Origin of the sequence: Streptomyces huiliensis (assembly GCF_020037025.1) — a bacterium.
GTDB classification, from domain to species: Bacteria; Actinomycetota; Actinomycetes; order Streptomycetales; family Streptomycetaceae; genus Streptomyces; species Streptomyces huiliensis.
Map to the genome: position 1 here is coordinate 85,265 of NZ_JAIQLH010000021.1, position 20,961 is coordinate 106,225.

Below are 20,961 nucleotides of genomic sequence, written 5' to 3' on the forward strand. Positions count from 1 at the left end.
GACGGGACCGATTACTTGATCAAGTAGATCGTGGCGAAGAGGCCGATCCACACCACGTCGACGAAGTGCCAGTAGTAGGAGACGACGATGGCCGCCGTCGCCTGGTGGTGGGTGAACCTCTTGGCCGCGTACGTCCTGCCCAGGACCAGCAGGAAGGCGATGAGTCCGCCCGTCACGTGCAGGCCGTGGAAGCCGGTCGTCAGGTAGAAGGCCGAGCCGTACGCGTCGGAAGACAGCGAGAGGCCCGCCTCCTTGACCAGGTCGGTGTACTCGAAGATCTGGCCACCGATGAAGATGGCACCCATCACGAAGGTGATCACGAACCAGGTGCGCAGCTTCTTCACGTCACCGCGCTCGGCCGCGAACACGCCGAGCTGACAGGTGAGCGAGGAGAGCACCAGGATCGTGGTGTTCGCCGCGGAGAACGGAACGTTCAGATGCGACGCCATGTCCGACCAGTGGTCGGTGCCGGTCACCGATCGCAGGGTGAAGTACATCGCGAAGAGGGCCGCGAAGAACATCAGCTCGGAACTCAGCCAGATGATGGTTCCGACGCTGGTGAGGTTCGGTCGGTTGACCGAGGGGTGCGCGTGCCCGGTATCTACTGCTGTTGCTGTCGCCACGACCGACATTATGTCGGTCGCTTATCTCGCGCTCACTCCGGGGGGTGCCGTTCGGTGTGTCAAGGACGTGTGCCCTGCTCGTACGGCCGAATCCGGCGGTCACCCGGTATACCCGCAGTCGTCCCCCGAAGGGGGGAAGGAGTCCTTCCGCGGGGCCTAACGCAGGACTTCCGCGCGGCTTCCGGGGCGCTGGTGACGGGCCGTCGGCGCCCGTGCGGGAAGAGGCGGTGATCGCGCCCTCCTCCGCGGCCCCTCCCGCGGAGTAGCATCCGCGCAGCGGTCCCCTCGTTCCACAGCTGTGCCCGAGACACCCGATGTCATGAGCGTGGAGGTAACGATGCAGCCGACGGCCACGGTGCTGGTCTACAGCGACGACGCGCGCACCCGCGAACAGGTGCGGCTGGCCGGCGGCCGGCGCCCGGCGGCGGACCTGCCGCCGGTGGAGTACCTGGAGTGCGCCACCCTCCCGGCGCTGCTGCGGACGCTGGCCGAACACCGGGTGGACGTCTGCGTCCTGGACGGCGAGACGGCCCCCGCGGGCGGCATGGGCGTCTGCCGGCAGCTCAAGGACGAGGTGTTCCAGTGCCCGCCCGTGCTGCTGCTGATGGGCCGCCCGCAGGACGCCTGGCTGGCCACCTGGAGCCGGGCGGACGCGGCGGTGACGCATCCGGTGGACCCGCTGGCCTTCCCCGCCGCGCTGGCCGGCCTGCTGCGCGGCAGGGTCGCGGCGGAGGCGTGAGGGCGGCGGGGCGGGGGACGCCCGTCAGACGCGGGGCCGCAGCCGGGCCGCGTCGGCCGGGGTGGCCCCCTCCCGCGTACCGGCCGCCAGGGCGCTGCCCTTGCGCCAGTCCTCCCACGACAGGTTCCAGTCGCCGAAGCCGTTGTCGAAGGGCGTCATGGTGGCGCCCGCGCTGCCGACGACCTTGACGATGTCACCCACCCGGACGTTGTCGAAGAACCATTTGGCGTTCTCGGTGGACATGCCCGTACAGCCGTGGCTGACGTTGTCGGCGCCCTGCGAGCCCACGGACCAGGGCGCGGCGTGCACGTATTCGCCGCTCCACGTCACCCGGGTGGCCCAGTAGACGGGCAGGTCGTAGGAGTCGGCGCTGCCCTCGGCGATGCCGATGGTGTCCCCGCGCATCCGTACGAAGGATTCCTGGCCAAGGATCACCTTGACCCCGTTGCGGGTGTCGTAGCCGGGCTTGCCGGTGGTGACCGGGATGGAGCGGATCTCCTGGCCGTTCTTCTGGACGCTCATGTAGTGCCCGGCGGCGTCCGTCACGGCCTCCACCCGGTCGCCCGTGGCCAGGTGCAGGGGCTGCGACGGGCCGCCGTACATGCCGCCGCCGACCTTGATGCCGTCGAGGGTGGCCCGGACGTCGATGGACGCGTGGGCGGGCCAGTACTCCTTGGGGCGGTAGTGCAGGACCCGGTTGTTCACCCAGTACCAGGAGCCCTGGACGGCGGGCTTCGACTCCACCCGAAGGGTGCGTTCGACGACGGCCCGCGCGGCGGGCGTCTGGACGGGGGTGCTGAGCTCGGCGGTGACGGGCTGTCCGACGCCGTAGGTGCCGCTCTTGGGGCCGAACGTGACGGTCAGCAGCCGGGTGGCCGGGCCGGTGTCGAAACCGATCGTACGGCGGCCCTGGGCCCCGTTCTCGTCCTCGGTGCTCACCCGCACGGTGTAGTGGGCGCCGGCCGCGAGGGAGCCGGTGCTGTGCCAGCGCGAGCCGTCGGGGTCCAGTTCGCCGCCCACGTAACGGCCGGCGGCGTCGGTGGCGATGACGTCGGTGATGCGGTCGTCGCCGGTGGCCGTCACTTCCAGGGGCAGGCTCGGGTCGACCTTGCGGCCGTCCTCGGCGCCCTTGAGCACGACCTGGCCGGCGGCGTCGTAGGGCGCTTCGGCCAGCGGGTTGGACGAGCTGCACCCGGTGCCCCCCAGCGCCAGGGGGACCAGCAGCAGCGCGCCGCCGAGCACCGAGCGGCGTCGAGGAGAGTGGCTCATGGTCACACCGTAGGAAGAACCGCCCTCTTCGGCCCCCGGGGAGGGGCAAACGGGTGGGCACGTTTGAACACGGGCCGCCGACACGCGAAAGGCCGGGCCCCGCGCACCGAGTGGTGTGCGGGGCCCGGCCCGTGCGGCGTGCGGAACCTACTGGTTCTGGTTCTCGCCGCGGTAGAACTCGAACACCCAGCCGAAGAGGCCGACCATGATCAGCGGGGCCGAGAAGTACATCAGCCACCAGCCGATCGCGATCGCCGCGAAGGCGAGGGCGCCACCGACCGCCAGGGACAGCGGCTGCCAGCTGTGCGGGGCGAAGAAGCCCAGCTCACCGGCGTCGTCCGCGACGTCCGCGTTCTTGTTGTCCTGCGCCCCGGCGTCCACCCGGCGCGCGGTGAACGCCAGGTAGTAGCCGACCATGATGCACAGGCCGAAGGCGAGGAACAGAGCGGTCGTGCCCGCCGGCTCCTTCGACCACACGCCGTAGACGACGGCCATGGCCAGGATGAAGACGGAGAGCCAGATGAACATCCGGCCTTGGATCTTCACTTGCCGGCCTCCTTGCCACCCGCGAGGGCCTTGTCAGCGAGGTTCTCCTCCAGCTCCAGCGCCGCGATCTCCGGGTGGTGCAGGTCGAACGCCGGGGATTCGGAGCGGATGCGGGGCAGCGTGAGGAAGTTGTGCCGCGGCGGCGGGCAGGAGGTCGCCCACTCCAGGGAGCGGCCGTAACCCCACGGGTCGTCGACCTCGACCTTCTTGCCGTACTTGGCGGTCTTCCAGACGTTGTAGAAGAACGGCAGGATCGACAGGCCGAGCAGGAACGAGCTGATGGTGGAGATGGTGTTCAGCGTGGTCCAGCCGTCGGCCGCCAGGTAGTCGGCGTACCGGCGGGGCATGCCCTCCGCGCCCAGCCAGTGCTGGACCAGGAACGTGCCGTGGAAGCCGATGAACAGCGTCCAGAAGGTGATCTTGCCGAGCCGCTCGTCCAGCATCTTGCCCGTGAACTTCGGCCACCAGAAGTGGAATCCGGCGAACATCGCGAAGACCACGGTGCCGAAGATGACGTAGTGGAAGTGCGCGACGACGAAGTACGAGTCGGAGACGTGGAAGTCCATCGGGGGCGAGGCCAGGATGACGCCGGTCAGACCACCGAAGGTGAAGGTGATCAGGAAGCCGACGGCCCAGAGCATCGGTGTCTCGAAGGACAGCGAGCCCTTCCACATGGTGCCGATCCAGTTGAAGAACTTCACACCGGTCGGGACCGCGATCAGGAAGGTCATGAAGGAGAAGAACGGCAGCAGTACGCCACCTGTGACGTACATGTGGTGCGCCCACACCGTCACCGAGAGGCCGGCGATGGAGATCGTCGCCGCGATCAGGCCCCAGTAACCGAACATCGGCTTGCGGGAGAAGACCGGGATGACCTCGGAGATGATGCCGAAGAACGGCAGCGCGATGATGTACACCTCGGGGTGGCCGAAGAACCAGAAGAGGTGCTGCCACAGCAGGGCGCCGCCGTTGGCCGCGTCGAAGATGTGGGCCCCGAACTTGCGGTCCGCCTCCAGCGCGAAGAGCGCGGCGGCCAGCACCGGGAAGGCCAGCAGGACCAGGACACCGGTCAGCAGGACGTTCCAGGTGAAGATCGGCATACGGAACATCGTCATGCCGGGCGCGCGCATGCAGATGATCGTGGTGATGAAGTTGACCGAGCCGAGGATCGTGCCGAAGCCGGAGAAGGCCAGACCCATGATCCACAGGTCACCGCCGACACCCGGCGAGTGGGCGCTGTCGGTCAGCGGCGCGTAGGCGAACCAGCCGAAGTCGGCCGCACCCTGCGGGGTGAGGAAGCCGGCGACCGCGATCAGCGAACCGAACAGGTACAGCCAGTAGGCGAACATGTTCAGTCGCGGGAACGCCACGTCGGGCGCGCCGATCTGCAGCGGCATGATCCAGTTCGCGAAGCCCGCGAACAGCGGCGTCGCGAACATCAGCAGCATGATCGTGCCGTGCATCGTGAACGCCTGGTTGAACTGCTCGTTCGACATGATCTGCGTGCCGGGGCGAGCGAGTTCGGCGCGCATCAGCAGCGCCATGACGCCGCCGATGCAGAAGAACACGAACGACGTGACCAGGTACAGGGTCCCGATCGTCTTGTGGTCGGTGGTGGTCAGCCACTTGATCACCTGGTTGCCTGGCGCCTTGGCGCGAACAGGCGGTGCTGCCGGGGCTGATGCGGCGGCACCCTGGGGTTCGTTGAGGATGCTCACTTGTTCTTGGTCTCCGCGTTCTTCGCGTGATCCGTCTGCGCGATGCCCGCCGGCAGGTAGCCGGTCTGACCCTTGGCGGCCAGCTCCTTGAGGTGCTTCTGGTACCGCTCAGGAGAGACGACCTTGACGTTGAAGAGCATCCGCGAATGGTCCTGCCCACAGAGCTCGGCGCACTTGCCCCGGAAGGTGCCCTCCCGGTTCGGGGTCACCGAGAAGCTGTTGGTGTGGCCCGGGATGACGTCCTGCTTCATCAGGAACGGCAGCACCCAGAAGGAGTGGTTGACGTCGCGGGAGGTCAGGACGAACTGGACCGTCTCGCCCTTGGGCAGCCACAGCGTGGGGCCGGGCATGCCGTTCTGCGGGTTCCGCGTGCCCGGGATGCCGGTGTCGTAGACGCCCGCCGCGTCCGCCGGGGCCTTCTTGAGGAACCGGTCGGGGATGGCGTCGAGCTCCTTGATGTCGCGCAGCGCCTTGCCCGGCTTCTGGCCCTCGGCCGTCTCCATGTAGTTGAAGGCCCAGTTCCACTGGAAGCCGATCACGTTCACGACGTGCTTCGGCTTGTCCGGGGTGGCGATGAGCTTGTTCTCGTCACGGGCCGTGAAGTAGAAGAGCACCGAGACGATGAGGATCGGGACCACGGTGTACAGGGCCTCAAGAGGCATGTTGTACCGGGTCTGGGTGGGAACCTCGACCTTGCTCCGGCTGCGCCGGTGGAAGATGACGCTCCAGAGGATAAGGCCCCACACCAGGACACCGACCGCGAGGGCCGCGGCCCACGAGCCCTGCCACAGGGAGAGGATCCGCGGCGCCTCCTCCGTGACGGGAGTGGGCATTCCGAGGCGGGGAAAGTCCTTCGATGTGCAACCGGTGGCGGTCGCCAGAACAGCGCCCGCGGCCAGCGCCTGCAGCAGCTTCCGCCGCACCGGGCGCCGCGACGAGCGGTCGGAGCCGTTGGGACTCACGTAGCGCCTTCCCGAGAGTCTCGCCCGCGCGGCCGGCTGCGGCCGTCTCGGTCGGTCGCCGGCCCGCTGCGGGCAGGGTTTGGATGTTTATGCGGACCAAACCCTACTGGACGCTATTTGGGGTCGCGCGGGGAGGGTGCCCAACGCGCCGGGGGCCCGGGCGAAGACTCACCGAAGGGATGGAACCACCGGCTCCGGGCGGGAACTGGGAGGCCGTCAGCCCAGGCCCGCGCGGGGGCGGGCCGCGCGCTAGGTTCGGTGCCGTGCCCTACTTCGACGCCGCCTCCGCCGCTCCCCCGCACCCCGTCGCCCGCCAGGCGCTGCTGGCCGCCCTCGACGAGGGCTGGGCCGATCCCGCCCGGCTCCACCGCGAGGGCCGGCGGGCCCGCCTGCTGCTCGACGCGGCCCGCGAGACCGCGGCCGAGGCGGTCGGCTGTCGACCGGACGAACTCTCGTTCACCCCTTCGGGTACCCGCGCGCTGCACGACGGCATCGCCGGCGCGCTCGGCGGCCGCCGCAGGACCGGACGCCACCTGGTCGTCTCCTCGGTCGAGCACTCCGCCGTCCTCCACGCGGCCGACGCCCTGGAGGCGGACGGCGGGAGCGTCACCCGGGTGGCGGTCGACCGGACCGGTCTCGTCGACCCCGCGGAGTACGCGGCGGCGCTGCGCCCCGACACCGCGCTGGCCGCCCTCCAGTCCGCCAACCACGAGACCGGCACGGAGCAGCCGCTGGCCGAGGTCGTGTCCCTCTGCCGGGCGGCGGGGGTGCCGCTGCTGGTCGACGCCGCCCAGTCGCTCGGCTGGGGCCCGGCCCCGGAGGGCTGGTCGCTGCTGACCGCCAGCGCGCACAAGTGGGGCGGCCCGGCGGGCGTCGGCCTCCTCGCCGTCCGCAAGGGCACCCGCTTCGCCCCGCGCGGCCCGGTGGACGAACGGGAGGCGGGCCGCGCGCCCGGCTTCCCCGATCTTCCCGCGATCGTCGCGGCGGCGGCCTCGCTGCGGGCGGTCCACGCGGAGGCCGACGCGGAGGCGGCCCGGCTGCGCGCCCTCGTCGACCGGATCCGCGCCCGCGTCCCCGCCCTCGTCCCCGACGTCGAGGTCGTCGGCCACCCGACCCGTCGCCTCCCCCACATCGTCACCTTCTCCTGCCTCTACGTCGACGGCGAGGCCCTCCTCCACGCACTCGACCGCGAGGGCTTCTCCGTCTCCTCCGGCTCCTCCTGCACCTCCAGCACGCTGGAACCGAGCCATGTACTGCGGGCGATGGGGGTGCTCTCGGAAGGGAACGTGCGGGTTTCGCTGCCGCGGGGGGCTCTCGCGACTGACGTCGAGCGGTTCCTGGAAGTGCTGCCCGGGGTGGTGGACGGGGTGCGCCGGCACCTCGGGGCGCCTTCGGAGGCGCCTGCCCCCGTCGGCGGGGAGGCGGAGGTCCTCGTGGACGCGCTGGGGAAGCGGTGTCCGATCCCCGTGATCGAGCTGGCGAAGGTGTTCGACCGGGTGCCGGTCGGGGGGTTGGTGACCGTGCTGTCTGATGACGAGGCTGCGCGGCTGGATGTTCCTGCCTGGTGCGATATGCGGGGGCAGGAGTATGTGGGGGAGCGGGCTGTGGAGGGTGGGGTGGGATATACGGTGCGGCGGGTTTCGTAGGGGGGTGCCCCGGTCCCGCCCCTTCGCCGTTTCCTGGGGGCCAGGCCCCCAGCCCCCCGAAACCGCGCTCCGCGCGGTTGTCCTCAAACGCCGGACGGGCTGACTATCCAGCCCGTCCGGCGTTTGAGGACGAGCGGCGGAGCCGCGATCAGCGGGGTCTGGGGCGCAGCCCCAGGAATCGGCGAAGGGGCGGGACCGGGGCACAGCCCCCGCAGGGGTCACTCCCCCAGGCGCGCCTGGATCTCGGCCGCGGCCTCGTGCCCGTAAGCCTTCGCGAACCGCTCCATGAAGTGCCCACGCCGCAGCTCGTACTCCTGAGTACCGAGCGTCTCGATCACGAGAGTGGCGAGCATGCACCCGAGCTGAGCAGCCCGCTCAAGAGAAAGCTCCCAGGTCAGACCGGCAAGGAAGCCCGCGCGGAAAGCGTCCCCGACCCCCGTCGGATCGACCTTCGCCAGCTCCTCCGCACACCCGACCTCGATCGCCGGCTCCCCGACCCGCTCGATGCGGACGCCCCGGGAGCCGAGCGTGGTGACCCGGGTGCCGACCTTGGCGAGGATCTCGTCGCCGGTCCAGCCCGTCTTGGACTCGATCAGCGCCTTCTCGTACTCGTTGGTGAAGAGGTACGTGGCGCCCTCGACGAGCTGCCGGATGTCGTCGCCGTCCATGCGGGCGAGCTGCTGGGAGGGGTCGGCGGCGAACGGGATGCCCCGGGTGCGGCACTCCTCCGTGTGGCGGAGCATCGCCTCGGGGTCGTCGGCGCCGATGAGCACCAGGTCGAGACCGCCGACGCGGTCGGCGACGGGCTGGAGCTCGATGAGGCGGGCCTCGCTCATGGCACCGGTGTAGAAGGACGCGATCTGGTTGTGGTCGGTGTCCGTGGTGCAGACGAAACGGGCGGTGTGCAGCACCTCGGAGATGTGCACCGACTCGGTGTCGACGCCGTGCCGTTCCAGCCAGGCGCGGTAGTCGGCGAAGTCCTCGCCCGCCGCGCCGACGAGGATCGGGCGCAGGCCGAGGACGCCCATGCCGAAGCAGATGTTCGGGCCGACGCCGCCGCGGCGCACGTCCAGGTCGTCGACGAGGAAGGACAGGGAGACCGTGTGCAGCTGGTCCGCCACGAGCTGGTCGGCGAATCGGCCGGGGAACGTCATCAGATGGTCGGTGGCGATGGAGCCGGTGACAGCGATACGCACGGCGAATCTGCTCCTTGCGGGGCGAGGCGGTGAGGGGCGGTGGCGCTACACGGGAGGAAGCGGGACGAACGGTCCTGGACTGGAAAGGCCGTACCACGCTACCGGCTCCCACTCGGGACACCAGTCCCGATCTCGCCACGAGCGGCTGAATTTACCTGATGACCGGCCTTTCTCCGCGGCCGTGGCGGTCAGTACGGTGCCCGTATGGCGACTCTTGTGAACCACGTCACCCTCCCTCCCGCGGAGGCCGCCTCCGATGGCGACACCCTCGCCGGGTTGCGCCGGGATTGTGCCGGAATGCTGCCGCACTGGCGGGTGCCGGAGGCCCTTGAGGACTCCGCGGCGCCCGCGGCGAGACCGCTGCACGGGGTCTCGGTGCCGGAGCGGACGGTGCGGCTGCTGCGCGGTATGTCCGAGTACGGCGACTGAGCCGGCCGGGCCGCCCGGGTCCAGCGGGGCCCGAGCGCCGTCCCACCGCCGCTCCGCCGTGGAACCGGCCGCTCCCGTGCTCCGTCCCACCGGCGCCCCTCCCCGGCCGGGGCGGGGACCGGGACACCGGTGGAAGCGGAGCGAAGGAGCGATGCGGTGGGCACCGAGGGCGACACCTCCGGCAGGCGGCGGCGGAAGTACTCGCCGCCGGTGGTCGCGTCGGTCGCGGCGGCCGTGCTGCTGGCCGGGGGCGGTGGCGCGTACTGGGCGGCGACGGCGGGCTGCGGTGCGGCGGAGCCGGCCGCGGAGGAGCGGGCGGTCCCCCCGCCGCCGCTGGCACTGGACGAGGACGGGGGCCCCGGCACCGGGACGGATGCGAGCGGGCCACCGCCGGGCGTCGCGGTGGGCGAGCCGGACCCCAACGGCGGCCCGCGCTACCGGGCCGAGGGGAAGCTGCCCGACGGCCCGGCCAAGGCGCCCGTGTACGAGGCGGCCCGGACCCCGACCGCCGCCGACGTGACAGCACTGGCCAAGGCCCTGGGCGTCAAGGGCGAGCCGCGGCGGGCGGACGGCGTGTGGACCGTCGGGCAAGGGGCCGAACCGACGGTGCAGGTGAGCGCGGCGGCGCCGGGCGACTGGACGTACTCGCTCCACGGGATCGCCGGCGGGAAGCCGTGCGTCCACCCGCCGGGCGCGGGGCCCGAGAAGGAGCGGCCGGACGACGCCCCCGCCTGCCCGTCCTTCCGGGACCGGCCCGGCGGCTCCGACCCGGCGGCGGCGCGCCCGGTGTCGGAGGAGCGGGCGCGGGCGGCGGCCGCGCCGGTGCTGGCGGCCCTGGGGCTGCGGGACGCGAAGGTGGACGCGAGCCGGGTGTTCGGCGCCGTGCGGACGGTCACGGCCGATCCGGTGCTGGGCGGGCTGCCCACGTACGGGCGGCAGACCGTCCTGCGGGTCGGTGCCGACGGCCGGGTGACGGACGGCGCGGGGGCGGTGGTGGCTCCGGTGAAGGGCGCGGAGTATCCGCTGGTCAGCGCCGCGCGGGCGCTGGAGGAGCTCAACCGGCGGGCCGGGAAGGGCGGCGGGGTCCGGATCGGCGGCTGCGCGACGCCGGTGCCGGCGGACGAGGGCGCGGGCGAGGGCGCGGGGAGCGCCCCGGGATCGGCCGCCGCTTCGTCGCCGCCGTGCTCGGGCGGCACGCTGCCGCGCGCGTCGGTGCCGATACGCGGGGCGACGCTGGCGCTGGCCGCGAGGTCGGTGGGCGGCCGGCCCGCGCTGGTGCCGTCGTGGCTGTTCGAGGCCGCGGTGCCGGGCGGCGGGAAGGCGACGGTGACGGTCGTCGAGCCGGCGGTGGACCCGAAGTTCCTGACCTCGGCCCGGTCCGCACGACCGGCTCCGGGCAAGGGCGCCGGGCGGGCGGTCCCGGCCCAGGTGACCTCGTACAGCGCCGACGGGACGAAGCTCACCCTGCACTTCTGGGGCGGGGTGTGCAGCGACTACGCGGCGACGGCACCGGCCCAGTCGGCGGCGGCGGTGACGGTGAAGGTCACGGGCGTGGAGCGGGAGCCCGGGCGGCCGTGCGTGCTGACGGCCCGGCGGTTCGACCGGAAGGTGGCGCTGGACCGGCCGCTGGACGGGCGGAAGGTGGTGGACGTGGTGACGGGCGAGCCGGTGCCGCGGGGCTGATCCCTCTCCGGACGTCCGGACACGCGGAAAGGCGGGCACCCCTCCGGGAGGGGCGCCCGCCTTCCGTGCGCGGCCTGAGACCGTCAGCGCGGCCTGGGACCGTCAGCTGAAGGAGTCGCCGCAGGCGCAGGAGCCCGTGGCGTTCGGGTTGTCGATCGTGAAGCCCTGCTTCTCGATGGTGTCGACGAAGTCGATGGAGGCGCCGCCCAGGTACGGGGCGCTCATCCGGTCGGTGACGACCTTGACGCCGTCGAAGTCCTTCACGACGTCGCCGTCGAGCGAGCGCTCGTCGAAGAACAGCTGGTAGCGCAGGCCGGAGCAGCCGCCGGGCTGGACGGCGACGCGCAGCGCGAGGTCCTCCCGGCCCTCCTGCTCCAGCAGGCTCTTGACCTTCGCTGCCGCGGCGTCGGACAGGAGGATGCCGTCGCTCACAGTGGTCTTCTCGTCCTGAACGGACATCTGCTTCACTCCCGGGTTTCGTGCGGACTCTTGCCCTCGGCTGAACCGACGGAGCCCGGGATTCATTCCGGGTCCGGCCGTGTGTTCCTGGCTTTCATGCTCGCACATCCCTTGCGCGCCCGGGAATGCGTCACATCGACGCAATGGGCATCGTCAAAGTGACACGAAGCGGTTATGATAGATAGCGTCAAATTGACGACAAGGCCGGTGCAGCTCAGTCCGGTCGTCCGCAGAACAGAAAGGGTGCGTGTCGTGACCACCGCCCAGTCCCTGGATTTCCAGGACCCCGCCCCGTCGCCCCTCGCCCTGCTGCTGCTCGGCCGCGAGTCCGACCCGCGCAGCGAGCGCGGCGTGGAGTGCCCCGGCGACCTGCCCGCGCCCTCCGACCCGGACCTGGTGGAGCGGGCACGCGCCGCGAAGGCGAAGCTGGGTGACCGGGTGTTCGTCCTCGGCCACCACTACCAGCGCGACGAGGTGATCGAGTTCGCGGACGTCACCGGCGACTCCTTCAAGCTCGCCCGGGACGCGGCGGCCCGGCCGGACGCGGAGTACATCGTCTTCTGCGGCGTGCACTTCATGGCCGAGTCGGCCGACATCCTCACCACCGACGCCCAGCAGGTCGTCCTGCCGGACCTGGCCGCCGGCTGCTCGATGGCCGACATGGCCACCGCCGAGCAGGTCGCCGAGTGCTGGGACGTGCTCACCGAGGCGGGCGTGGCCGAGACCACCGTCCCCGTCTCGTACATGAACTCCTCCGCCGACATCAAGGCGTTCACCGGCAAGCACGGCGGCACCATCTGCACCTCCTCCAACGCGGAGCGGGCGCTGAACTGGGCGTTCGAGCAGGGCGAGAAGGTCCTCTTCCTCCCGGACCAGCACCTGGGCCGCAACACCGCCGTCCGCGACCTGGGCATGTCCCTCGACGACTGCGTCCTCTACAACCCGCACAAGCCGAACGGCGGCCTCACCGCCGAGGAGCTGCGCGGCGCGAAGATGATCCTGTGGCGCGGCCACTGCTCCGTCCACGGCCGCTTCTCCCTCGACTCCGTCCGCGAGGTGCGCGAGCGCATACCCGGCGTCAACGTGCTGGTGCACCCCGAGTGCAAGCACGAGGTCGTGGCCGCCGCGGACTACGTGGGCTCCACCGAGTACATCATCAAGACCCTGGAGGCCGCCCCGGCCGGGTCGAAGTGGGCCATCGGCACCGAGCTCAACCTGGTCCGGCGGCTGGCGAACCGTTTCGCCGCGGAGGGCAAGGAGATCGTCTTCCTGGACCGGACGGTGTGCTTCTGCTCGACCATGAACCGGATCGACCTGCCGCACCTGGTGTGGGCGCTGGAGTCGCTCGCCGAGGGGAAGGTCGTCAACCGGATCGAGGTGGACCCGGAGGTGGCGGCTTTCTCGAAGCTCGCCTTGGAGCGGATGCTCGCGCTGCCGTAGGCAGCGGTTTTCTGGGGGTGTTGCCCCGGTCCCGCCCCTTCCCGTTTCTTGCGGGGGCTGCGCCCCCGCACCCCCCAAACCGCGCTCCGCGCGGTTGTCCTCAAACGCCGGACGGGCTGAATAGTCAGCCCGTCCGGCGTTTGAGGACAAGGGGGTCGGGGGCGCAGCCCCAGGAAACGGCGAAGTGGGGGTGCCCCCTCTGGGGGAGGGGCTGGGGATCACTCCGCCCGAGGCCGCACCAGCCCGGTCTCGTAAGCGATCACGACCAACTGCGCGCGATCCCGCGCACCAAGCTTCGCCATCGCCCGATTGACGTGCGTCTTCACCGTCAGCGGACTGACAGCCAGCCGCTCCCCTATCTCGTCATTCGACAACCCACCCGCCACCTGCACCAGAACCTCCCGCTCCCGCCCGGTCAGCGCGTCGAGCGCCTCCGCCCCGGGCCGCGCGGGGCCCCCGGGGTGGGGCCCGCCCTGGGCGAGGAACGTGGCGATCAGCCCCTTCGTCGCCGCGGGCGACAACAGCGCCTCGCCGGCCGCGGCGATGCGGATGGCGGCGAGGAGCTCGTCGGGCTCGGCGCCCTTGCCGAGGAAGCCGGAAGCGCCGGCGTGCAGGGACTGCACCACGTACTCGTCGACCTCGAAGGTCGTGAGCATCACGACCCGCACCCCGTCGAGCGCCGGATCGGAGCAGATCTCCCGGGTCGCGGCGAGGCCGTCCATGCCGGGCATCCGGATGTCCATGAGCACCACGTCGGGCCGCACCTCGCGGGCCAGCCGCACCGCCTCGGCGCCGTCCGCGGCCTCGCCGACCACCCGCATGCCGGCTTCGGAGTCGACGAGGACGCGGAAGGCGCTGCGCAGCAGGGCCTGGTCGTCGGCGAGGAGAACGCTGATGGGGGACTCGTCCGTCATGGGGTCAGCCTAGGCGCGGACGCCGGTGGGGACGGGCAGCCGGACGCGGACCCGGAACCCGGCGACGCCCTGCCGCGGCCCGGTCTCGATCGTGCCGCCTAGGGCCGTCACCCGCTCCCGCATGCCGACCAGCCCGTGCCCGCCGGGCCCCGGTCCGTCGGCTTCCCGGCCACCGTCTTCCGGGCCGTCGTCCAGGACGGTGAGCACCAGGCTCCCGGGGGCACGGAGGATGACCACCTCGGCCCGGGCCCCGGGCCCGGCGTGCTTGTGCACGTTGGTCAGCGCCTCCTGGAGGACCCGGTACGCGGTGAGGTCGACGGCGGCCGGCAGCGCACCGGCGACGGACGTGGCGGGGTCCTCGTCACCGGGCTCGGGCCCGGGCCCGTCGGTGGGCGCGCCGGTCACGGTGACGGCCACGCGCAGGCCGGCCCGGGTGAAGCCGTCCACGAGCTGGTCGAAGGCGCCCAGGCCGGGCGCCGGCTCGGTGGGGGCCTCGGAGTCGCCGTACTGGCGCAACAGGCCGACGGTGGAGCGGAGTTCGTCGAGCGCGGACCGGCTGGCCTCCCGGACGTGGGCGAGGGCCTGCTTCGCCTGGTCGGGGCGGCTGTCCATGACGTGCGAGGCCACCCCGGCCTGGACGTTGACCAGCGCGATGTGGTGGGCGACGACGTCGTGCAGCTCGCGGGCGATCCGCAGCCGCTCCTCGGCGACCCGGCGGCGGGCCTCCTCCTCGCGGGACAGCTCGGCGCGCAGCGCCCGTTCCTCGATCGCGGCGACGTACGCCCGCCGGCTGCGGACTGCGTCGCCCGCGGCGGCGGCCATGCCGGCCCAGGCGAGCATCCCCACGTTCTCCTGCGCGTACCAGGGCGGCGGGCCCACCAGCATCACCGCGCCGGTGAGGGCGGCGATCGTCACCGCGGCGATGCGGAGGGCCGCGGCGCGTTCGGTGCGGGAGACGACGGTGTAGAGCGCCACGACGGCCGACAGCGCGACCTGGATCCGCGGGATCCCGTCCCCGGCGTCCGCCGCGCCCACCACCGTGAGGACGGACGTCACCGCCAGCACCGCGCGCGGCGCCCGGCGCCGGACGGTGAGGGCCGCAGCTGCGAGGACGGCGCACGTCACGAAGACGGGGGCGAGGGGGTGGGTCGCCACCCGGTGGCCGACGAAGACGCTGCCGATCATGAGGGCGAGGACGGTGGCGGCGACGGCGGCGTCGGCGGCCGTCGGGTGGGCGCGGAGTTGGCCCCAGACGGTGGGGGTGGTCATCGCGGCCCCTTCGCGTGCGGGACGGAGAATGTGCGGCGGCGCCTGCGGCGGGCTGTGCCCCTGGCCCGCCCCTTCGCCGATTCCTGGGGCTGCGCCCCAGACCCCCTGATCGCGGCTCCGCCGCTCGTCCTCAAACGCCGGACGGGCTGATTCAGCCCGTCCGGCGTTTGAGGACTGGGGGTGCCCCCTCTGGGGGAGCCCGCAGGGCGCTTCGGGGGTGCGGGGGCTCGCCCCCGCAAGAAACGGTGAAATGGGGGTCCCCCCTCTGGGGGAGGGACCGGGGCACAGCCCCCCGCAGGGGTCACCCAGGGATCAGCCCGTCATCGCTGAGCATCTCGCGGACCTCCGCGAGCGACGCGTCGGGCGCGGGCAGAATCAGCTCGGAAGGTTCGAGAGCGTCGTCGGGCAACGGATCGCCGATACGGCGGACCGCTTCGAGCAGAGCCCCGAGCGTCCGCCGGAACCCCTCCTCGTCCCCGCCCTCCATCTCCTCGAGAAGCTCGTCGTCCAGCGCGTTGAGCTCGGTGAAGTGGCTGTCGGCCAGCTTCCACTGGCCCTCCCCCATGATGCGAACGATCACGGCGCCTCCTCTCGTTCCGCGGCCCGCGCGTCAGCGCTTGTGGAAGTCGGGCCGATCCTGCGGCTGGGCGGACTGCGACGCGGCGCCGCCCTCGATGGCCGGCTTGGCGGTGCCGCCGGAGAGCTCGGCCTTCATCCGCTGGAGCTCCAGCTCGACGTCGGAGCCGCTGGACAGGCGGTCCAGTTCGGCCGTGATGTCGTCCTTGGCCATGCCGGTGGGGTCGTCGAGGGCGCCGGAGGCGAGGAGCTCGTCGATGGCGCCGGCCCGGGCCTGGAGCTGGGCGGTCTTGTCCTCGGCACGCTGGATGGCCATGCCGACGTCGCCCATCTCCTCCGAGATGCCGGAGAAGGCCTCGCCGATGCGGGTCTGGGCCTGGGCGGCGGTGTAGGTGGCCTTGATGGTCTCCTTCCGGGTGCGGAAGGCGTCGACCTTGGCCTGGAGCCGCTGGGAGGCGAGCGTGAGCTTCTCCTCCTCGCCCTGGAGCGTCTGGTGCTGCGTCTCCAGGTCGCTGACCTGCTGCTGGAGGGCGGCGCGGCGGGTGAGCGCCTCGCGCGCCAGGTCCTCGCGGCCGAGGGCCAGCGCCTTGCGGCCCTGCTCCTCCAGCTTCGAGGACTGCCCCTGGAGCTGGGTGAGCTGGAGCTCCAGGCGCTTGCGGGAGGTGGCCACGTCGGCCACGCCCCGGCGTACCTTCTGGAGCAGTTCGACCTGCTTCTGGTACGAGTAGTCGAGGGTCTCGCGCGGATCCTCGGCCCGGTCCAGGGCCTTGTTGGCCTTCGCGCGGAAAATCATCCCCATACGCTTCATGACACCGCTCATGGGCCTCGCGCGCCCCCTTCTGACCGACTAGCTCGGGCTTCGGCTCCATCACACCTACAGAACCCACAGTACGGGGCCTGTCCCCATTACCGCACTGTCCGGACCCGGATGCGCTCCTCCTGCAGGACGATCGAGGACGCGCGGTCCTCCGGCGGGAGGAGGAGACCGGACTCCGGGTGGGCCCGGGTGGCCCCGGGTGCGGCCCGCGGGGCGGGGCGCCCCGCGGAGGCCATCCTGGGATCATTCCCCAGAACGCTGGGGTCCACCCCCGGGACCCCGTACCCTTGGGTCCCGTGTTCCGAAGCCGTTCGAAGGAAGAGCAGTCCGCCAAGGCCGCCGACGTCAAGGTGACCGCGGACCAGCCCCAGCAGCCCCGTCATCCGGAGGCCCCCAAGGGCCGCCCCACGCCCAAGCGCAGCGAGGCGTCGGCCCAGCGCCGCAGCCTGGCCAGTACGCCGGCCAACCGCAAGGAGGCCGCCAAGCGGCAGCGTGAGGCCCGCCGTGCCGACATGGCCAAGCAGCGCGAGGCGCTGGCCAACGGCGACGAGCGGTTCCTGCCCGCCCGTGACAAGGGGCCCGTCCGCCGCTTCGCGCGGGACTTCGTGGACTCCCGGTTCACGGTCATGGAGTTCTTCCTGCCGCTCGCGGTGGTCATCCTCGTGCTGAGCATGTTCAACCGCGGAGCGTTCCAGCAGTACGTGCTGCTGGCGTGGATGGTCGTCATCCTGGTGATCGTCGTGAACTCGGTGGTCCTCGCGGTCGGCCTGCGCAAGGGGCTGAAGGAGCGCTTCGCCGGCGAGCCCACCAAGGGCGCCGTCCCCTACGCGCTGATGCGCTCCCTGCAGATGCGGCGGCTGCGGCTGCCCAAGCCGAAGGTCGCGCGCGGGGAGAAGCCCTGAGCGGCTCCCCGAACGGCTCCTCGTGGGGCCCGGCCGGCACGCTGCCGGACGGGCCCGGGGCGGTACGGGAGCCGGTGTCCGGCCCGGTCCCCGGGGCGGTGTTCTGGCCGGCCCCCGTTCCGCCGCAGGGCACGGTGCACGCGGGGACGGCCTCTTGGACCGGCCCTGAAGCGACCTCCGGGCCCGTCCCCGGATACTCCGGACTCTCTGGACTCGCTGGACACTCCGGACTCTCCGAGTTCTCCGGACCGGGGACGTTCTCCACTTACGGCGGCGGCTTCACCGGAGCCGCCGGGGCCGCCGGGGCCGTCGAGTCCACCGGGGCCGCCGGGCACGCCGAGTTCGCCGACGAGGGCCTGCTGGAGGGCCTGCGGAACACGGTCCGGCACGAACTGGTCGCCCGCCAGATCGACGAGCAGATCGCGGCCCGCTTCCCCGCCGACCGGCGGCTGCGGATCCTGGACGTGGGCCTCGCCCACGGCACCCAGGCGCTGCGGCTGGCCCGCGCCGGGCACGAGGTGACGGCGCTGGAGTCGGACCCGGCGACGGTGGCCGCCGTCCGCAAGGTGCTCGCCGCCGGGCCCGCGGAGGTCCGCGAGCGCGTACGGCTGCTGGAGGGCGACGGCCGGGACACCGGGGCGCACTTCACGCCGGGCGCCTTCGACCTCGTCCTCTGCCACGGCGTGCTGATGTACGTGCCGGAGCCGGATCCCCTGCTGGCCGGGCTCGCCCGCGTGCTGGCCCCCGGCGGGCTGCTCTCGCTGCTCGTCCGCAACGCCGACGCGCTGGCCCTGCGGCCCGGGCTGGCCGGCGACTGGGACCGCGCGCTCGCCGCCTTCGACTCCCCCTACGGCACCGACTGCACAGGCGCCCCCGTCCGCGCCGACCGGCGCGAGGCGCTGGCCGCCACCCTGGCGGGCATCGGCGCCCCGCTGCGCGCCTGGTACGGCGTCCGCGTCTTCACCGACCCGCCGGCGTGCCCCCGCCGGGCCGACCTCGACCGCCTGCTGGCGGCGGAGGACCGGGCCGGGCGGACGGATCCGTACCGCGCGGTGGCGGCGCTGCTGCACCTGTGCGGGGTGCGGGGCGGATAGCGCTTCGGGGCCCCCAGCCCCTAGGGACCCCTAGCTAGGGACCCCTAAGGGTCGGGGCCAACCTCCTCCCCCGTCCCCTAAGGGCCATCCCCACCCTGTCAGGGAGCCCCTTACACAAGGTGCCCCTGACAGGATTCAGCTCTCAGCTCTCCGCCGCCGCCCGCAGGCTCATCGGGGACTGGTAGATCTCCTGGCCGTCCTCGAAGAGGCGCACCTGCTCCACACCGCCGTCCAGCAGCGCCCGCCACTCCTCGCCGAGCCAGGACTCCGCGTCCCCCTGCGTCGAGAACTCCTCCGGCTCGACCGACGGAGCCGTCTCCGTCCCGTCCGCCTTCTCGAACCGCCACACCCACGCCATGCCAGCCTCCAAAGGCTCGTGGTTCGCTGCCGAACCGCAGCCTAACCCCCGGCCGGGGGCGCGGTCCCGGGGCGAGAAAGGGTGATCCCGGCGCGCCCGCCGTGCGCGGACGCGAGACGATCGGGGCGTGGAACTGACTCTGCTCGGCACCGGGGCCCCCGAGGGGCTGCCGCGCCCCGGCTGCCCCTGCGCCGCCTGCGCCACCGCCGTCGGCGAGGACGCCCGTGCGGCGACCGCCCTGCTCGTCGACGGCGAGCTGCTGCTCGACCTGACGCCCGGGCCCGCGTTCGCGGCCGCGCGGGCGGGCCGGTCCGTCGCCGGGGTGCGGCAGGTGCTGCTCTCCCACCCGCACGACGGCCCGGCCGTCGAGCTACCGCCCGGCCTGCCGGCGCCGGTCCGGGTCCCGGACGGCCGCGACCTGTCGGTGATCAGCGGGCACCGGGTGCGGGCCGTGGCCCTGGACGCGCCGGGCACGGGGTACGAGGTGACGGGCCCGGACGGCGACCGGCTGCTCTACCTGCCGCCCGGCGGCGCCCCGGCCGGGCTCTCCACCGCGGCCGGCCCGTACGACATCGTGCTGCTCGACGTCGTGGACCGGCCGGACGCGCTGGCCCGGCTGCGCGAGACGGGCGCCGTCACCGCGACCACGGACGTCATCGCCGTCCACCTCGGCCACGAGGTCCCCCCGGGGCGCGAGCTGCACCGCCGGCTCGCCGCGGCCGGCGCGCGGACCGTCCCCGACGGCAGCACACTGACCGTCGGCGACTACCACGCCGTCCCGGACGTGCCGCGGCGTACGCTCGTCCTCGGCGGGGCGCGCTCCGGCAAGTCCGTGGAGGCGGAGCGGCGGCTGGAGTCGTTCCCCGACGTCCTCTACGTCGCCACCGGCGGCACCCGCGACGGCGACTCCGACTGGGCGGCCCGCGTCGCCCTGCACCGCGAGCGCCGCCCCTCCTCCTGGCGCACGGCCGAGACCTGCGACCTCGTCCCCCTCCTCGCCGCCGACGGCCCGCCCCTGCTCATCGACTGCCTCTCCCTCTGGCTCACCCACGCCATGGACTCCGTCTCCGCCTGGGACGACGCGGCGTGGGCGAACGGCGCCGCCTCCGAACTGGCCCAGCGGGTCGCCTCCCTCGTCCGCGCCGTCCGGGAGACGCGGCGGACCGTCGTCGCCGTCAGCAACGAGGTCGGGTCCGGGGTCGTTCCGGCGACCGCTTCCGGGCGGCGGTTCCGGGACGAGTTGGGGAGGTTGAACGCGGCGTGGGCGGCGGAGTGTGAGCACGTGCTGCTGGTGGTGGCGGGGGCGGCGGTGCGGCTGCGGTAGGGAGGGTTCGAGCCCGTCCGGCGTGTGAGGACGAGCGGCGAAGCCCGCGACAAGCGGGGTCTGGGGCGCAGCCCCAGGAAACGGCGAAAGGGCGGGACCGGGGCACCGCACCCCCCGACCCCAGCCCAGCGCAGCGGTAGTGTGTCGCGGATGAGCGGTCTGAATCTTGACGAGTTCGCCACGCTGATCGAGCGCCCCGACCCCGACACCCGCCGCGAAGCGGAAGAGCGGCGCGAACGCCTCGCCCACCGCCCGGGCTCCTTCGGCCGCCTGGACGAGCTCGGCGAGTGGCTCGCCGCCGCGCAGGGCGGGGTGCCGGTCAAGCCGGTGGAGCGGCCGAAGGCGATCCTGTTCGCGGGGGACCACGGCGTCGCCTCGCTGGGCGTCTCCGCCGGGCCCGCGGAGGGCGCGTACGAGCTGGTGCGCGCCGCGCTGGAGGGCGAGAGCGCCCCGGCGGTGCTGGCCCGCACCTCCGGCGTGGAGCTGCGGATCGTCGACATGGCGCTGGACTGCGATCCGGAACTGCTGCCGGCGGACGTCACCCGGCACCGGGTGCGTCGCGGCTCGGGCCGGATCGACGTCGAGGACGCGCTGACCATGGAGGAGGCGGAGCGGGCGTTCCGCGCCGGGATGGCGATCGCCGACGAGGAGGCCGACTCCGGCACGGACCTCGTCGTCCTCGGCGACCTGAGCGTGGGCGGCACGACCGCCGCGGGCGCGCTGATCGGCGCGCTGTGCGGGACGGACGCGTCGGTGGTGACCGGCCGCGGCGGCGCGGGCATCGACGACCTGGCGTGGATGCGCAAGTGCGCGGCGATCCGGGACGCGCTGCGCCGGGCCCGGCCGGTCCTCGGCGACCAGCTGCGGCTGCTGGCGACGACCGGTGGCGCGGACCTGACCGCGACCACCGGGTTCCTGCTGCAGAGCGCGGTCCGGCGGACGCCGGTGATCCTGGACGGCGTGGTGTCGGCGGCGTGCGCCCTCGTCGCGCAGCGTG

Annotated in this window: 21 protein-coding genes; 9 read left to right on the forward strand and 12 right to left on the reverse strand. The window is 72.8% G+C overall.

The window, feature by feature from the left end; translation table 11 throughout:
- Positions 1-11: 11 nt before the first annotated feature.
- Positions 12-632, reverse strand: coding sequence for an aa3-type cytochrome oxidase subunit III (gene ctaE / locus JNW98_RS05355; RefSeq protein ID WP_152264355.1), 621 nt, complete (start codon positions 630-632; stop codon positions 12-14).
- A gap of 328 nt (positions 633-960) precedes the next feature.
- On the opposite strand from ctaE, the gene JNW98_RS05360 reads away from it, so the two are divergent.
- Positions 961-1,362: a hypothetical protein gene (locus JNW98_RS05360; RefSeq protein WP_223766919.1), complete on the forward strand. Its 402-nt coding sequence runs from the start codon at positions 961-963 to the stop codon at positions 1,360-1,362.
- Positions 1,363-1,386: 24 nt separating this feature from the next.
- On the opposite strand, the gene JNW98_RS05365 is transcribed toward JNW98_RS05360, so the two are convergent.
- The 4 genes from JNW98_RS05365 to ctaC form a co-directional block, all read right to left on the reverse strand.
- A complete protein-coding gene (locus JNW98_RS05365; RefSeq protein WP_223766896.1) occupies positions 1,387-2,631 on the reverse strand; it encodes a L,D-transpeptidase in 1,245 nt (414 codons plus the stop codon).
- 147 nt (positions 2,632-2,778) lie between these two features.
- On the reverse strand, positions 2,779-3,177 hold the full coding sequence (locus JNW98_RS05370) for a cytochrome c oxidase subunit 4 (protein WP_223766897.1): 399 nt from the start codon (positions 3,175-3,177) through the stop codon (positions 2,779-2,781).
- Positions 3,174-4,895, reverse strand: coding sequence for an aa3-type cytochrome oxidase subunit I (gene ctaD / locus JNW98_RS05375; RefSeq protein ID WP_223766898.1), 1,722 nt, complete (start codon positions 4,893-4,895; stop codon positions 3,174-3,176). The genes JNW98_RS05370 and ctaD overlap by 4 nt, the downstream gene beginning before the upstream one ends.
- Positions 4,892-5,857: an aa3-type cytochrome oxidase subunit II gene (ctaC, locus tag JNW98_RS05380; protein WP_223766899.1), complete on the reverse strand. Its 966-nt coding sequence runs from the start codon at positions 5,855-5,857 to the stop codon at positions 4,892-4,894. The genes ctaD and ctaC overlap by 4 nt, the downstream gene beginning before the upstream one ends.
- A gap of 263 nt (positions 5,858-6,120) precedes the next feature.
- Between ctaC and JNW98_RS05385 the strand changes: the two genes are divergently transcribed.
- Positions 6,121-7,503 (forward strand): cysteine desulfurase/sulfurtransferase TusA family protein, encoded by a 1,383-nt coding sequence (locus JNW98_RS05385; RefSeq protein ID WP_223766900.1) that lies wholly within the window; start codon positions 6,121-6,123, stop codon positions 7,501-7,503.
- Between the two features lie 218 nt (positions 7,504-7,721).
- On the opposite strand, the gene JNW98_RS05390 is transcribed toward JNW98_RS05385, so the two are convergent.
- Positions 7,722-8,699, reverse strand: coding sequence for a carbohydrate kinase family protein (locus tag JNW98_RS05390; RefSeq protein ID WP_223766901.1), 978 nt, complete (start codon positions 8,697-8,699; stop codon positions 7,722-7,724).
- 204 nt (positions 8,700-8,903) lie between these two features.
- Between JNW98_RS05390 and JNW98_RS05395 the strand changes: the two genes are divergently transcribed.
- Positions 8,904-9,128, forward strand: a complete 225-nt coding sequence (locus JNW98_RS05395; RefSeq protein WP_223766902.1) for a hypothetical protein — start codon at positions 8,904-8,906, stop codon at positions 9,126-9,128.
- Positions 9,129-9,284: 156 nt separating this feature from the next.
- Positions 9,285-10,811, forward strand: coding sequence for a hypothetical protein (locus tag JNW98_RS05400; protein ID WP_223766903.1), 1,527 nt, complete (start codon positions 9,285-9,287; stop codon positions 10,809-10,811).
- Positions 10,812-10,913: 102 nt separating this feature from the next.
- Here the strand turns inward: JNW98_RS05400 and erpA are convergent, their stop codons facing one another.
- Entirely contained in the window at positions 10,914-11,270 is a 357-nt protein-coding gene (gene erpA, locus JNW98_RS05405; RefSeq protein WP_071963520.1) for an iron-sulfur cluster insertion protein ErpA, read from the reverse strand.
- Positions 11,271-11,513: 243 nt separating this feature from the next.
- Here erpA and nadA point away from each other — a divergent pair, with 243 nt between their 5' ends.
- Positions 11,514-12,710 (forward strand): quinolinate synthase NadA, encoded by a 1,197-nt coding sequence (gene nadA, locus JNW98_RS05410; RefSeq protein ID WP_372459166.1) that lies wholly within the window; start codon positions 11,514-11,516, stop codon positions 12,708-12,710.
- Positions 12,711-12,928: 218 nt separating this feature from the next.
- Here nadA and JNW98_RS05415 read toward each other — a convergent pair whose 3' ends face one another.
- The 4 genes from JNW98_RS05415 to JNW98_RS05430 form a co-directional block, all read right to left on the reverse strand.
- Positions 12,929-13,624: a response regulator gene (locus JNW98_RS05415; protein ID WP_223766905.1), complete on the reverse strand. Its 696-nt coding sequence runs from the start codon at positions 13,622-13,624 to the stop codon at positions 12,929-12,931.
- Positions 13,625-13,633: 9 nt separating this feature from the next.
- Positions 13,634-14,893: a sensor histidine kinase gene (locus JNW98_RS05420; RefSeq protein WP_223766906.1), complete on the reverse strand. Its 1,260-nt coding sequence runs from the start codon at positions 14,891-14,893 to the stop codon at positions 13,634-13,636.
- Positions 14,894-15,194: 301 nt separating this feature from the next.
- Entirely contained in the window at positions 15,195-15,473 is a 279-nt protein-coding gene (pspAA, locus tag JNW98_RS05425) for a PspA-associated protein PspAA (RefSeq protein ID WP_223766907.1), read from the reverse strand.
- Between the two features lie 30 nt (positions 15,474-15,503).
- Complete coding sequence (locus tag JNW98_RS05430) at positions 15,504-16,289, reverse strand: PspA/IM30 family protein (protein ID WP_223766908.1); 786 nt, start codon at positions 16,287-16,289, stop codon at positions 15,504-15,506.
- A 293-nt stretch (positions 16,290-16,582) separates the two neighbouring features.
- Here JNW98_RS05430 and JNW98_RS05435 point away from each other — a divergent pair, with 293 nt between their 5' ends.
- Together JNW98_RS05435 and JNW98_RS05440 are read left to right on the forward strand one after the other, a co-directional pair.
- A complete protein-coding gene (locus JNW98_RS05435) occupies positions 16,583-17,188 on the forward strand; it encodes a DUF3043 domain-containing protein (protein ID WP_223766909.1) in 606 nt (201 codons plus the stop codon).
- A 359-nt stretch (positions 17,189-17,547) separates the two neighbouring features.
- A complete protein-coding gene (locus JNW98_RS05440; RefSeq protein WP_223766920.1) occupies positions 17,548-18,282 on the forward strand; it encodes a class I SAM-dependent methyltransferase in 735 nt (244 codons plus the stop codon).
- A 142-nt stretch (positions 18,283-18,424) separates the two neighbouring features.
- Here JNW98_RS05440 and JNW98_RS05445 read toward each other — a convergent pair whose 3' ends face one another.
- Positions 18,425-18,640: a hypothetical protein gene (locus JNW98_RS05445; protein WP_223766910.1), complete on the reverse strand. Its 216-nt coding sequence runs from the start codon at positions 18,638-18,640 to the stop codon at positions 18,425-18,427.
- Between the two features lie 127 nt (positions 18,641-18,767).
- Here JNW98_RS05445 and JNW98_RS05450 point away from each other — a divergent pair, with 127 nt between their 5' ends.
- Both JNW98_RS05450 and JNW98_RS05455 read left to right on the forward strand, forming a co-directional pair.
- Positions 18,768-19,964, forward strand: a complete 1,197-nt coding sequence (locus JNW98_RS05450; RefSeq protein WP_223766911.1) for a bifunctional adenosylcobinamide kinase/adenosylcobinamide-phosphate guanylyltransferase — start codon at positions 18,768-18,770, stop codon at positions 19,962-19,964.
- Between the two features lie 150 nt (positions 19,965-20,114).
- Positions 20,115-20,961 (forward strand): nicotinate-nucleotide--dimethylbenzimidazole phosphoribosyltransferase (locus JNW98_RS05455; RefSeq protein ID WP_223766912.1); only part of this gene is annotated, 847 nt, incomplete at its 3' end.